Annotated in this window: 9 protein-coding genes; all 9 read left to right on the top strand. The window is 68.1% G+C overall.

Annotated elements, in window-relative coordinates; genetic code table 11:
- Positions 1-54 precede the first annotated feature (54 nt).
- The 9 genes from ACG02S_RS04300 to ACG02S_RS04260 all read left to right on the top strand — a co-directional run bounded on the left by ACG02S_RS04300 (position 55) and on the right by ACG02S_RS04260 (position 13886).
- Positions 55-1683, top strand: coding sequence for a DUF5597 domain-containing protein (locus tag ACG02S_RS04300; protein ID WP_394469192.1), 1629 nt, complete (start codon positions 55-57; stop codon positions 1681-1683).
- 4 nt (positions 1684-1687) lie between these two features.
- Complete coding sequence (locus ACG02S_RS04295; protein WP_394469191.1) at positions 1688-3976, top strand: glycoside hydrolase family 95 protein; 2289 nt, start codon at positions 1688-1690, stop codon at positions 3974-3976.
- 1 nt (position 3977) lies between these two features.
- Positions 3978-5252 carry a GDSL-type esterase/lipase family protein gene (locus ACG02S_RS04290; protein WP_394469190.1) on the top strand — a complete coding sequence of 425 codons (1275 nt, stop codon included), beginning with the start codon at positions 3978-3980 and terminating at the stop codon, positions 5250-5252.
- A gap of 17 nt (positions 5253-5269) precedes the next feature.
- Entirely contained in the window at positions 5270-6625 is a 1356-nt protein-coding gene (locus tag ACG02S_RS04285) for a GH1 family beta-glucosidase (RefSeq protein WP_394469189.1), read from the top strand.
- A gap of 92 nt (positions 6626-6717) precedes the next feature.
- On the top strand, positions 6718-8178 hold the full coding sequence (locus ACG02S_RS04280) for a GH1 family beta-glucosidase (protein WP_394469188.1): 1461 nt from the start codon (positions 6718-6720) through the stop codon (positions 8176-8178).
- Positions 8175-9614, top strand: coding sequence for an MFS transporter (locus tag ACG02S_RS04275; protein WP_394469187.1), 1440 nt, complete (start codon positions 8175-8177; stop codon positions 9612-9614). The genes ACG02S_RS04280 and ACG02S_RS04275 overlap by 4 nt, the downstream gene beginning before the upstream one ends.
- Complete coding sequence (locus ACG02S_RS04270; protein WP_394469186.1) at positions 9611-11206, top strand: family 43 glycosylhydrolase; 1596 nt, start codon at positions 9611-9613, stop codon at positions 11204-11206. Before ACG02S_RS04275 ends, ACG02S_RS04270 begins: the two co-directional genes overlap by 4 nt.
- The gene (locus ACG02S_RS04265) at positions 11203-12786 is read left to right on the top strand and encodes a GH39 family glycosyl hydrolase (protein WP_394469185.1); all 1584 of its coding nucleotides are present in this window, start codon (positions 11203-11205) and stop codon (positions 12784-12786) included. Before ACG02S_RS04270 ends, ACG02S_RS04265 begins: the two co-directional genes overlap by 4 nt.
- Positions 12783-13886 carry a glycoside hydrolase family 5 protein gene (locus ACG02S_RS04260; protein WP_394469184.1) on the top strand — a complete coding sequence of 368 codons (1104 nt, stop codon included), beginning with the start codon at positions 12783-12785 and terminating at the stop codon, positions 13884-13886. The genes ACG02S_RS04265 and ACG02S_RS04260 overlap by 4 nt, the downstream gene beginning before the upstream one ends.
- The last annotated feature ends 4 nt before the right edge of the window (positions 13887-13890 follow it).

Below are 13890 nucleotides of genomic sequence, written 5' to 3'. Positions count from 1 at the left end.
CGGCGGTCTCCCCAGCGGGGGCCGCCGGCCCCTCGTCGCAACTCCGTACATCCGATGAAGAAGCTCTTTCTCGCGGCGACCCTGGCCTGCCTGTTCGCCACCGCCGGCGCTGCCGAACTGCCCCGCCTGGTCGCCAAGGACGGACGCCACGCCTTGCTGGTGGACGGCAAGCCCTTCCTGATCCTCGGCGCGCAGGCGCACAACTCCAGCAACTACCCTGCGGCGCTGAAGGGCGTCTGGGACGCCGCCAACGACCTGCACGCCAACACCGTGCTGATGCCGGTGGCCTGGGAGCAGGTGGAGCCCGTCGAAGGCAAGTTCGACTTCAGCTTCGTCGACACCCTCGTCAAGGAAGCCCGCCAGCACAAGAAGCGCCTGGTCATCCTGTGGTTCGCCACGTGGAAGAACACCAGCGCGCAGTACACGCCGGAATGGGTCAAGCTGGACCCGAAACGCTTTCCCGCCAACTTGGACCAGGAAGGCAAGCCCAACTACAGCCTCAGCCCCTTCGGCGCCGAGACGATGAAGGCCGACCGGCGCGCGTTCGTCGCGCTGATGGGCCACCTGAAAAAGATCGACTCGACGGAGCGCACCGTGCTGATGGTGCAGGTGGAGAACGAGGTCGGCACCTACGGGCTGGTGCGCGACTTCGGCAAGGCCGCGCAGGCCGCGTTTGAGCAGCCCGTGCCCGCCACCGTGCTGGCGCGCCAGAATCCGAAGGCAGCACCAACTGGCAACTGGCGCCAGGTCTACGGCGACTATGCCGACGAGTATTTCCACGCCTGGGCCGTGGCCCGCTACATCGGCGAGATCGCAGCAGCCGGCCGCGCGGTGTACGACCTGCCGATGTACGTGAACAACGCGCTTCGCGACCCGCTGGAACAGCCGCCCAAGCCCTGGAACAAGAACTTCGCCAGCGGCGGCCCGACCTGGGATGTCATCGACATCTACAAGGCCGCCGCCCCCGCCATCGACATCGTGGGCCCCGACATCTACCGGCCGGAGTCGGCGCAGGTCAACGCCAACCTGAAGCTTTTCCAGCGCCCCGACAACGCGCTGTGGGTGCCCGAATTCGGCACCAAGCCGGCCTATGCGCGCTTCATCTACGCCATGCTGGGCCGTGGCGCCATCGGCGTGTCGCCGTTCGGCACCGACTACTTCGACTACACCAACTATCCGCTGGGCACGCTGGCCACGGACAAGAAGCTGGTCGAGCCCTTCGAGCGGGTCTACCGCATGTTCGCGCCCATCCAGCGGCTGTGGGCGCAATGGTCTTTCGAAGGCCGCGTGCAGGGCACGAGCGAGGGTGACGACCGCCAGCCGCAGCAGCTCGACTTCCCCGGCTGGACCGTCAAGCTGACCTACCGCATGGGCCGCTTCGGTGAGTCCGCGTGGGGCGGTGAATTCGCCAAGCCCGCGGCCGGCACCGAGGAGCCCGACGGCGGCGCCGCCATCGCGCAGATCTCGGCGGACGAATTCATCGTCATCGGCCAGCGCGTGCGCGTGCGCATGGAGCCTGCCGCCGGCACGAACGGCATGATGCTGCGCGCCGAACAGGGCCGTTTCGACGCCCAGGGCCGCTGGGTCATGGATCGCGTGTGGAACGGCGACCAGGTCGACTACGGCCTGAACCTGCCGACCGAGCCTGTCATGCTGAAGGTCAAGATGGGCCGCCCTCGCTGACGCCATGCTGCACCGCGCCCTGCTGCTGCTGACCCTGTGCCTCGCGCTCCCTTTGCACGCGCGCGAGCTGGTGCTGCACTACGACCGGCCCGCGCCCGACACGCCTCAGGGCTGGGAGCAGCAGGCGCTGCCCATCGGCAACGGGCGCCTGGGGGCGATGCTGTTCGGCCTGGTCGCGCGCGACAGACTACAGTTCAACGACATCACGCTGTGGACCGGTGACACCAAGACGATGGGCGCCTACCAGCCCTTCGGCGACGTGGTGCTGACGCTGGACGGCGCCGACGCGCCGGCCACCGCCTACCGCCGCGAGCTGGACATTGCCCGCGCCGAGCACCGCCTGCGCTACACACAGGACGGCGTGCGCTTTGCGCGCGAGACCTTCGCCAGCCACCCCGCGCAGGTGCTGGTCTGGCACCTGCACGCCAACGCGGTGGGCCGCTACCACGGCCGCATTGCGCTCACCGACCGGCACGGTGCGGCGCTCAGCGCGGCCAACACCACGCTGAGCGCGGTCGGCGCCCTGCCAAACGGCCTGGCCTACGCCAGCCAGCTGCGCGTGCTGCATGAAGGCGGCAGCGTCTCCATCGAGGACCACACGCTGCGCTTCAGCGGCTGCACTTCGTTGACGCTGATCCTCGGTGCCGGCACCAGCTTTGCCGACGGTCAGGCGCCGCTGCCCCGCGTGCAGGCGCAGGTGGCCGCCGCGGCGGCCAAGCCCTGGCAGCAGCTGCGCGCCGAGCACCACGCCGACGTCGACGCGCTGCTGGGCCGCGTCAGCCTGGACCTCGGCGAGAGCCCGGCCGCGCGCCGTGCGCTGACGACCGACGCCCGATTGGCCGCATACACGGCACGCGGCGGCGACCCCGAGCTGGAGGCGCTGTACTTCCACTACGGCCGCTACCTGCTGGTCAGCAGCTCGCGCGACTCGCTGCCCGCCAACCTGCAAGGCCTGTGGAACGACCACTTGCAGCCGCCGTGGAACAGCGACTACCACTCCAACATCAACCTGCAGATGAACTACTGGCCGGCCGAGGTGACGAACCTCGCCGAGGCCGCGCGACCCTTCCACCGCTTCGTGCAGCGCCTGGTGCCCGAATGGCGCAAGGCCGTGTCCGAACGCGCCGCGCTGGCGCAGCGGGACCTGACCGCGTTGCCGCCCGAGACGCCGCCCTGGGACCACTCCGTACAGCCGCCGCAGGAGACCTTCCTGACCACGACCGGCAAGCCCGTGCGCGGCTGGGCGCTGCGCACCGAAACCAACCCATTCGGCTACCAGGGATACCTGTGGAACATGACCGGCAACGCCTGGTACGCGCGCCACTTCTGGGAGCATTACGCGTTCACGCAGGACAAGGACTTCCTGCGTGACGTGGCCTGGCCCGTGCTGCGGGAGGTGGGCCAGTTCTGGGAAGACCGGCTCCAGGCCTTGCCCGATGGCCGGTGGGTAGCGCCCAACGGCTGGTCACCCGAGCACGGCCCGATCCAGGACGGCGTGGCCTACGACCAGCAGATCCTGTGGGACCACTTCGACAACCTCGCGCAGGCCGCGACGGTGCTGGGTGACAAGGCCGCGCAGGTGCAGGCCACGTCCATCCGCGACCGACTGGCCGGCCCGCGCATCGGCAGCTGGGGCCAGCTGCTGGAATGGCTGGACGAGCTGACCGACCCGGTGCTGGACACGCCGAAGGACACGCACCGCCACGTGTCGCATCTTTACGCGCTGTTCCCCGGCCGCCAGATCTCGCCCGCGCGCACGCCCGAACTGGCCGCCGCCGCGCGCAAGACGCTGCTGGCCCGTGGCGACGTCAGCACCGGGTGGTCCATGGCCTGGAAGATCGCGTTCTGGGCCCGGCTGCAGGACGGCGACCACGCGCACCAGCTGGTGCGCGGCCTGCTGGCCCAGCCCGGCGCGCGCAAGGCCCGCGAGGGCGGCGAGGTGCACCAGGGCGGCACCTACCCCAACCTGCTGGACACGCACCCGCCGTTCCAGATCGACGGCAACTTCGGCGCGACCGCCGCCATCGCCGAGATGCTGCTTCAGTCGCACGACGACGCCCTCACGCTGCTGCCCGCGCTGCCTGCCGCGTGGCGTGACGGCGCGGTCAAGGGGCTGCGCGCGCGCGGCGGCTTCGAGGTGGACATGGCATGGGCCGACGGCCAGCTGACGCGCGCCACGGTGCGCTCGGTGGCCGGCACGGGCGGCGGGCGCGTTCGCGTCGGCCAGCGCGTCATCGAGCTGAAGCTCCAGCCCGGCCAGTCGCGCACGCTCAGCGCCAAGGACCTGCACTGACATGAACCGTCTCCTGCTCGCACTGCTTGCCGCGCTGCCGCTGACAACGCAGGCAATGACGCTCGATGACGGCAAGCCTGCGACAGGCTGGCACATCGCCGTGACCGATTTTGAGGGCGAGGCCCGGCTGACAGGCGACCGCGCCACTGTGCCCAAGCCGGCCCAGCCGCACGTGCCGAACAGCCGTGTCGCCGCGCAGCGCGGTGACGACGGCGCGGTGACGCTGCAGTTCAGCAACTCGTGGATCGCGCAGGCCCGCTGGCAGGGCGGCAAGCCGCTGGACCTGCGCGGCTACCTGCCTCACGGCACCGTCGAGTTCGATCTGAACGTCATCGATCTCGCCAAAGGCGGCATGAAGTTCAAGCTCGGCTGCGGCAAGGACTGCGAGCGCAAGATCCCCTACCTGTTTGCCGGCCGCTTGGCTGTAGGCAAGGGGCGCCAGCGCATGAGCTTCGCGCTGAAGTGCTTCTGGCGCGACGGCGACGACTTCTCGGCCGTCGATGTGCCATTTACGCTGGAAGGCACGGGCAGTGGCGAGATCCAAATCGCCAAGCTGCGCATCAACAAGCATGGCAAGGCGACGACCGTCTGCCCCGACTACCGCAAGCAGTCCGTCACGCCGCAGCGGCTTCAGGAGTCCTGGGCCGTGGACTGGTGGCTGCCGCGCCACGAGGCCAAGCTGGCAGAGATCCGCGCCCACCGCGACGCCGGCCGGCGCGTGGACCTCGTTTTCCTCGGCGACTCCATCACGCAGGGCTGGGAGAACGAGGGCAAGACCGCGTGGGCCACGCATTTCGCCCAGTACAACGCTGTGGCGCTGGGCTTTGGCGGCGACCGCACCGAGAACCTGCTGTGGCGCCTGCAGCACGGCGAGATCGACGGCATGGCGCCGAAGGCCATCGTCATGATGATCGGCACCAACAACACGGGCGAGCGGCTCGAAGACCCCGCGCTGACCGTCGCCGGCATCCAAGCCAACCTCGCCGAGATCCGCAAGCGCCAGCCGCAGGCCACCGTGCTGCTGCTGGCCCTCTTCCCGCGCGGCGAAAAACCCGACGACCTGACGCGACGCCACAACGCCAGGATCAATGCGCTGCTGCCCGCGCTGGCTGACGGCAGGCAGGTCGTGTTCCTCGACATCGGCTCCGCGCTGACGAATGCGGACGGCACGCTGTCCAAGGACATCCTGCCGGACTTCCTGCACCTCAGCCCGCGCGGCTACGACCTCTGGGCCCGCAGCCTGGAGGCCTCCCTGATTCCCCTCCTGGCGCCCTGACGGCGCCGCGCTTCTTCATGACCGCACTGACCTACTCCAGCCCCTTCCCCGAAGACTTCCTGTTCGGCGTCGCCGCCGCGTCCGCCCAGATCGAGGGCGCCGCCTTCGTGGACGGCAAGGGCGAATCCATCTGGGACCGTTTCAGCCGCACGCCCGGCAAGGTGCACGACGGCGACACGCTGGACGTGGCCTGCGATCACTACCACCGCTTCGACGAGGACTTCGCGCTGATGGCCTCGCTGGGCTACAAGCACTACCGCCTGTCCATCGCGTGGCCGCGCATCTTCCCCAACGGCGACGGCGAGCTGAACCAGGCCGGCCTGGACTTCTATCACCGGCTGTTTGCCAGCATGAAGAAGCACGGCATCGAGCCGTGGGTGACGATGTTCCACTGGGACCTGCCGCAGAGCCTGGAAGACCGCGGCGGCTGGACCTCGCGCGTCACGGTGGATGCCTTCGCGCGGTATGCCGACACCATCGTCAAGGCCTTCGCCGGCGAGGTGAAGCACTGGATCACGATGAACGAGATCCGCTGCTTCACGCTGCTGGCCTATGGCTACGGCACCAAGGCGCCGGGCCGCAAGGAGAGTGCGGCCGTCGTCAACCAGACCTTCCACCACGCGCTGCTGTGCCACGGTCATGGCGTGCGCGCGGTACGCGAATTTGGCAGCGTGGGTGCTGTGGTGGGCCTGACCGACAACCTCGATGTCTGCATCCCCGTCACCGAGACGCCCGAGGACATCGAAGCCGCCAGGGCCTGGTTCCTGGAGAAGAACGCCCACGTGCTGGGCGCCATGCACGCCGGCCACTACCCCGCCGACTACCTGGCCCGCGTGGGTGCCGATGCACCCCAGGTCGAGCCCGGCGACTTCGACCTCATCGCCCTGCCCACCGACCACCTCGGTCTGAACATCTACACCGGCACCTATGTGCGCGCCGGCAAGACCGGCAGCTGGGAGCCCGTGGCTCTGCCTGCCAACTACCCCAAGGCTGACAGCCCCTGGCTGCACATCGCGCCGCAGTGCATCTACTGGGCCACGCGCTTCGCGGCCGAGTGCTATGGCCACCAGGCGCTCTACATCACCGAAAACGGCTGCGGCTACAACGACGAACCGGTCGTCGGCGGCGAGGTGCTGGACCTGCACCGCCGCGACTTCCTGCGCAACCACCTGCGCGAAGCCCACCGCGCCATCAGCGACGGCGTGCCGCTGAAAGGCTACTTCCTGTGGAGCTTCATCGACAACTACGAGTGGGAAGACGGCTACCAGCGCCGCTTCGGCATCGTGCACTGCGACTACGAGACGCTGGCGCGCACGCCCAAGCTGTCGGCGCGCTACTACGCGCAGGTCATCAAGGCTCGCAAGATCCTCTGAACTGACGTGAAACCCGGCGGAACCATGCCACCTATATTCCTCGCGCCGCAGCAGGCCCGTCGCCCGCCATGCGGTCCAACGAGGAACCTCCGATGACTTCGCTCCGCTCCCCGCGCCGCCGCCAGCTGTTCGCCGCCGCCGCCCTGGCCCCCACGGCGGCGATTGCCGCAACCCCGCAGCGCCCTGCTGCGGCCGCAACGACAACGCTGACATACGCCAGCGCCTTCCACGCCGACTTCGTGTTCGGCGTCGCCGCGGCCTCGGCGCAGATCGAGGGCGCGGCCTTCGAGGACGGCAAGGGCGAATCCGTCTGGTACCGTTTCGCGCGCATTCCCGGCAAGGTCCACGGCGGTGACACGCTGGACGTGGCCTGCGACCACTACCACCGCTTCGACGAAGACTTCGCATTGATGGCCTCGCTGGGCATCAAGACCTACCGCCTGTCCATCGCCTGGCCGCGCATCTACCCCCAGGGCGACGGCGAGCTGAACCCCAAGGGGCTGGACTTCTACCGCCGCGTCTTCGCCAGCATGAAGAAGCACGGCATCGAGCCGTGGGTGACGCTGTTCCACTGGGACCTGCCGCAGGCGCTCGAAGACCGCGGCGGCTGGACCTCACGCGTCACCGTGGACGCTTTCGCGCAGTACGCTGACACCGTTGTGAAGGCCTTCGCCAAGGACGTGAAGCACTGGATCACGCTGAACGAGATCCTCTGCTTCACGCTGCTGGGCTACGGCACGGGCACTAAAGCGCCGGGCCGCAAGGAAAGCGACAAGGTCGTCAACCAGACCTACCACCACGCGCTGCTGTGCCACGGCCACGGCGTGCGCGCGGTGCGCAAGTTCGGCGGCCCGGGCGCGCAGGTGGGCCTGACCGACAACTGCGCCGTGGCCGTGCCGGTGACCGAAAAGCCAGCGGACATCGCCGCCGCCAAGGCCTGGTTCATCGAACGCAACGCGCAGATCCTCGGCGCCATCCATGCCGGCAGGTACACCGACGGCTTTCTGAAGCGCGTGGGTGCCGATGCGCCCGACGTGCAGCCCGGCGACTTCGACCTCATCAGCCTGCCCACCGACTTCCTGGGCCTGAACATCTACAGCGGCACCTTCGTGCGTGCCGGCAAGAACGGCGGCTACGAGGCCGTGCCTCACCCGGTGAACTACCCGCGCGCGGACAGCACCTGGCTGCGCCTGGTACCGCAGGCCCTGTACTGGGGCCCCCGCCTGTGCCACGAGGTCTATGGCCACCCGGCCATCCACATCACCGAGAACGGCTGCGGATACGACGACGAGCCCGTCGTCAACGGCGAGGTGCTGGACCTGCACCGCCGCGACTACGTGCGCAGCTACCTGCGCGAGGCCCACCGCGCGATCGCCGACGGTGTGCCGCTGAAGGGCTACTTTCTGTGGTCCTTCATCGACAACTTCGAATGGGAAGACGGCTACCAGCGCCGCTTCGGCATCGTGCACTGCGACTTCAAGACGCAGCTGCGCACGCCGAAGCTGTCCGCCCGCTATTACTCCGACATCATCAAAGAACGAAGAATCCTGTGAACGCCAGCACCCTCCACATGGCACAGGCTGTGCCACGCGCCGACCGCCTGCCAATGAAGCAGAAGATCGGCTTCGGCCTCGGCTCCGTCCTCGACATGTGGGGGCACTGGCTCTATCCGTCGCTGGCCTTCCACGTCTTCAACATCTTCCTGGGCGTCGCCCCCGGGCTGATCTCGACAGTGCAGATGGTCAAGATCTTCATCGACGCGGCCAGCGACGCGATCTTTGGCTGGATCAGCGACAACACGCGCACGCGCTATGGCCGGCGCCGGCCGTTCATCCTCGTCGGCGGCATACTCGCCGGCATCGGCCTGCCGCTGATGTTCGCCGTGGGCAAGGGCTGGACCGACACGCAGTACTTCATCTTCATGCTGGTCAGCATGCTGATCTACGTGCCGGTGATGAGCTGCTTCAACATGCCGTGGGTCTCGCTGGGCTCGGAGATGACGCCGGACTACCACGAGCGCACCACGGTGATGGCCATCCGCAACGCCATCCAGAAGGGCCCGGAGCTGGCGATGTTCTTCGCCGCGCAGTTCACCACGCTGGCCATCTTCAACGACCCAGACACCGGCAAACCCGACATCCTGCGCGGTGCGCAGACCTACTGCGCCATCCTGGGCGCCATCATGGTGGCGGTGTCCATCGCCATCTTTCTGCTGGTGCGCGAGCGCTACTACGAGAAGCTGGTGTCGCGCACGCAGACGCACATCCCGTTCGCCGACACGCTGTGGCGCACGCTGCGCTGCAAACCCTTCCGGCACGTGCTGCTCATGGCCCTGGCTTACGGCATCGGCACCGCGATGGTGGGCGCGCTCGGCTACTACGCCACCGTCTACTACGTCTGCAAGGGGGACATCGTGCTGGCCACGAAATGGAACACCGCGATGGGCCTGGCCGGCATGGCGTTCGGCTTCGCGGGCATCCCGTTCTTCACCTGGATCGCGCGCAAGCACGGCAAGCGCGCAGCGCTGGCCACGGTGCTGACGATGGCCATCGGTGCCTTCATCGGCGACTGGTGGCTGTACGACCCCGAGCGCCCCTACCTGCAGCTGTTTGCTTGCGGCTTCGTCGCCTTCACCGGCGCGGGCTTCTGGACGCTGTACGGCGCCACCATCGGCGACGTGGTGGACTACGACGAATCCCAGACCGGCCAGCGCCGCGAGGGCTCATTCTCGGCCTGCCAGTCGTGGATCACCAAGGTCGGTATCGCGCTGGGCGTCGGCGCGTCGGGCTGGATCCTGCAGTTCACCGGCTTCGATGCCAAGCAGGCCATCCAAACGCCCGAAGCCATCTTCTGGATCCGCATCCTGCTGTCGGGCATCCCCGTCATCGGCCTGGTGCTGGCGCTGATCGCCATCCTGCGCTTCCCGCTGACTGAGGCCCGCATGCTGGACATCCGCGGCCAGCTGGAAGCGACACGGGGCCAGGTGTGACGGTCTCGCGCCGCCACGCCCTTCAGCTGGCGCTGGCGAGCGCCAGCGTGGCGGCGGCCGCTCCCGCTGCGGCCGCACCGCGCTTTGCCGCTGGCATCGAAGGCCAGCGCCAGGCGGACCTCGGCGATGGGACCTACCTCAATCCCATCGTCGCGGGCGATCACGCCGACCCCACCCTCCTGAAGGACGGTGCCGACTACTACATGACCTTCTCATCCTTCCAGTCCTACCCAGGCGCCGTCATCTGGCACTCGCAGGATCTGGTGAACTGGGCACCGATCACCGCCGCGCTGCACCAACCCATCGGCACCGTCTGGGCCATGGACCTGGTCAAGCACAGGGGTCGCTTCTACCTCTACATCCCGGTGCTGCAGAACAACGGCACGGGCACCTACGTCATCCACGCCGACGACATCCGCGGCCCGTGGAGCGCGCCCATCGACCTGAAGCTGCCCGGCTGCATCGACCCCGGCCACGTGGTGGGCGAAGACGGCAAGCGCTACCTGTTCGTCAACGGCGGCCGACGCGTGCGGCTGAAGGACGATGGCCTGGCCACCGACGGCTCGCTGGAGAGCAACGCCTGGAAGCCCTGGCAGTACCCCAATGACTGGGTCGTCGAGATGTTCGCGCCCGAGGGGCCCAAGCTGTTCCGGCGCGGCGAGTGGTTCTACCTGATCAGCGCCGTCGGCGGCACGGCCGGTCCGCCCACCAGCCACATGGTCACCGTGGCCCGCTCGCGCTCCGTGCACGGGCCGTGGGAGGACGCACCCAACAACCCCATCGTGCGCACGACAAGCGCCGACGAACCCTGGTGGTCGCGCGGCCACGCCACCGTCGTCGAGGGACCTGCCGGGGATTGGTGGATGGTCTATCACGGCTACGAGAACGGGTTCCGCACACTGGGTCGGCAGGCCTTGCTCGAGCCGGTGGAATGGACGAAGGACGGCTGGCTGTGCGCCAAGGGCGGCACGCTGCACAAGCCGCTGCCCAAGCCGCGCGGTGGAAAGCCGAGCAAGGCGGGCTTCGCACTGTCCGACGATTTCTCGTCGGGCAAACTGGGACTGCAATGGGCCTTCCATGCGCCCGGGCCGGATGAGGCCAAGCGCCTGCGCTTCGACGGCGAGTCGCTGGTCATCAAGGGCAAAGGCAAGGCGTTGCAGGACTCGTCGCCGCTGACCTGCGCCTGCGGCGACCGCAGCTACGAGATCACGGTGGAGCTAGAGATCAGCGGAAGCGATCCCAATAGCCACGGCGGCCTGGCGCTGTTCTACGAGGAGCGCGGTCACGTCGGCATCGGCTTCAGCACCACGCAGATGCTGACCTACGGCTACGGCCAGGAGCACGGCTGGATGCGCCAAACCATGGCGACGAAGCGCGTCCACATCCGCCTCGTCAACCGCGAGCACGTCGTCACCTGGCATTACAGCCACGACGGCGGCAAGACCTGGACCCAGCACTCCTGGCAGATGGAGGTCTCCGGCCTGCATCACAACGTGTTCGGCGGCTTCGTCAGCCTGCGCCCCGCGCTGTTCAGCGCCGGCAACGGCGAGGTCCGCGCCCGCAACTTTGTCTACAAAGGACTCCCCGCATGACCTCCCGCCGCCAACTGCTCGCCGCAGCCGCCGCCATGCCGCTCGTCGCCAACGCCGCCTCTGCTGATCCCGGCAAGCCCCGTCGCATCGTGCTGGACGTCGCACAGGCCAGGCAGCCGATAGACCGCTTCTTCGACCACTGCGTCGGCGCGGACTTCCCCGGCACGCTGTTCCGCGAGGACTCGCTGGCGCAGCTGAAGACCACCGTCGATGAACTGGGCTTTCGCTACCTGCGCTTCCACGCCATCTTCCACGACGTGTTCAAGACGGTGACGCGCGACGCCGCCGGCCAGCTGGTGTTCGACTTCACCAACATCGACAAGCTCTACGACGCGATGCTGGCCCGGCGCATCAAGCCCTTCATCGAGCTGGGCTTCACGCCGCTGGCGCTGAAGACGTCCGACCTGAAGATCTTCTACTGGGCCGGCAACACCTCGCACCCCGAGCCGAAAGGCTGGGTCGCGCTGATCGACGCCTTCACACGCCACCTGCTGCAGCGCTATGGCGAGAAGGAAGTGCGCAGCTGGTACTTCGAGGTCTGGAACGAACCCAACCTGGACGGGTTCTGGGAGAAGGCCGACAAGCAGGCCTACTTCGACCTCTACACGCGCACCGCCAAGGCCATCAAGGCCATAGACCCGCAACTGCCCGTGGGCGGCCCGGCCACCGCCGGCGCGGCCTGGGTGCCGGAGTTCTTGGCCCACGCAAAGGCCACGAACACGCCGGTGGATTTCATCACGACGCACACCTATGGCGTCGATGAAGGCTACCTGGACGAGTTCGGTAAGCAGGACCGCATGCTGTCCAAGTCGCCCGACGCCATCGTGGGCGACGTGCGGCGCGTGCGCAAGGAGATCGAGGCCTCGCACTTGCCTGGCCTGCCGCTGTTCTTCACCGAGTGGAGCAGCAGCTACAACCCGCGCGACCTGGTGCACGACTCGTACATCAGCGCGCCCTACGTGCTGACCAAGCTGAAGCAGACGCAGGGCCTGGCCCAGCACATGAGCTACTGGGTCTACAGCGACCTGTTCGAGGAACCCGGCCCGCCGGACGCGCCTTTCCACGGCGGCTTCGGCATGATGACCCGCGAGGGCGTACGCAAGCCGGTCTGGTTCGCCTACAAGTACCTCGCCGCGCTGGCCCGGCTGGGCGGCAAGGAGGTTCCCAGCAGCGACGAGTTCAGCTGGGCTGCGGCGAACGACGGGCAAGTGCAGGCCCTGGTGTGGGACTGGCGCCTGCCCGACCAGAAGACCAGCAACCGCACCTTCTTCGGCAAGCCGCAGCCGAGCCGGGATTTGGGCACGACCACCGTCGAACTTCGCGGCCTGCCGCCGGGCCGCTACCAGCTGACGCAGCACCGCACCGGCTACGAGGTCAACGACGCTCACACGGCCTACCTGAAGATGGGCTCGCCCAAGAGCCTCGCGGCAGACCAACTCGCCACGCTGCAGGGCCTGACCGCCGACAAGCCGGAAGTGCAGCGCGAAGTCCGCGTGGGCGCGGGCGGCACGGCGACCGTCACGCTGAAGCTGCGCAGCCATGACGTCGTGCTGCTGGGCCTGCAGCGGGTGGGCGCATGAAGGCGATTGCCGCGCTGCTGCTGGCCCTCGCCTCGCTCGCCACGCAGGCCGCGCCCTGGCGGGAGGTCAGCAGCCCCGACCTCGCCCGCGAGATGGCGCCCGGCTGGAACCTCGGCAACTCGCTGGAGGCCATCGGTGGCGAGACCGCCTGGGGCAATGCACGCACGACCAAGCCGCTCATCCAGGCCGTCAAGGCCGCCGGCTTCAAGTGCATCCGCATTCCGGTGGCCTGGCGCCAGTACACCGACACCCAAGGCCGAATCAAGCCCGAGTGGATGGCGCGCGTGAGCGAGGTGGTCGGCTGGGCGCGTGAGGCCGGACTCATCGTCATGATCAACATCCACTGGGACGGCGGCTGGATGCAGCCCACGGCGAAGCATCAGAACGAGGTGAACCGCCACCTCGCGCTGTACTGGACGCAGATCGCCGAGCATTTCAAGGACCACGACGAAGGACTGCTGTTCGCCGGCACCAACGAGGTCATGGTGGAAGGTGATTACGGCAAGCCCACCGCCGAGTACGTGCGCGCACAGAACAGCTTCAACCAGACCTTCGTGACGACGGTGCGCGCCACCGGCGGTCACAACCCGCGCCGCCATCTCGTCGTGCAGGGCTTCAACACCAACATAGACCACACGGTGGACTTCGCGGTGCTGCCGCAGGACCCGACGCCCGGGCGGCTGATGATGGAGGTGCACTACTACGACCCCTACGAGTTCACGCTGAACAACGAGGGCAAGGTGTGGCAGTGGGGGCGCCTCGCGACCGACACCAAGGCCACGGCGCCATGGGGCGGCGAGTCCCATGCCGACCAGCAGTTCGACAAGATGAAGGCCCGTTTCGTCGACCGCGGCGTGCCGGTCATCCTGGGCGAGTACGGCGCCGTGTCGCGCCCGTCGGTGCCCGGCGCCGCGCGCTACCGCGTCTACTGGAACGCTTACGTCACCCGCTCGGCGCAACAGCGCGGCCTGGTGCCGGTGTACTGGGACAACGGCGTGTTCAACAAGCCCGAGGGCTTCGCGATCTTCGACCGCGCGACCGGCGAGGTGCTGGATGCCGAGCTGCTGCGCGCCATCGTTGGTGGGGTGAACGGGCGCTGAAGGC

This window comes from Pelomonas dachongensis, assembly GCF_043555865.1.
Taxonomy (GTDB): domain Bacteria; phylum Pseudomonadota; class Gammaproteobacteria; order Burkholderiales; family Burkholderiaceae_C; genus Pelomonas; species Pelomonas dachongensis.
Note: the sequence above shows the minus strand (reverse complement) of the source record. Positions and strands in the feature narration are given on the sequence as shown.

Excerpts from the sequence above, each read along its gene's own strand:
- ACG02S_RS04300 (WP_394469192.1), top strand. The coding sequence starts at position 55 with ATGAAGAAGCTCTTTCTCGCGGCGACCCTGGCCTGCCTGTTCGCCACC.
- ACG02S_RS04295 (WP_394469191.1), top strand. The coding sequence starts at position 1,688 with ATGCTGCACCGCGCCCTGCTGCTGCTGACCCTGTGCCTCGCGCTCCCT.
- ACG02S_RS04290 (WP_394469190.1), top strand. The coding sequence starts at position 3,978 with ATGAACCGTCTCCTGCTCGCACTGCTTGCCGCGCTGCCGCTGACAACG.
- ACG02S_RS04285 (WP_394469189.1), top strand. The coding sequence starts at position 5,270 with ATGACCGCACTGACCTACTCCAGCCCCTTCCCCGAAGACTTCCTGTTC.
- ACG02S_RS04280 (WP_394469188.1), top strand. The coding sequence starts at position 6,718 with ATGACTTCGCTCCGCTCCCCGCGCCGCCGCCAGCTGTTCGCCGCCGCC.
- ACG02S_RS04265 (WP_394469185.1), top strand. The coding sequence starts at position 11,203 with ATGACCTCCCGCCGCCAACTGCTCGCCGCAGCCGCCGCCATGCCGCTC.
- ACG02S_RS04260 (WP_394469184.1), top strand. The coding sequence starts at position 12,783 with ATGAAGGCGATTGCCGCGCTGCTGCTGGCCCTCGCCTCGCTCGCCACG.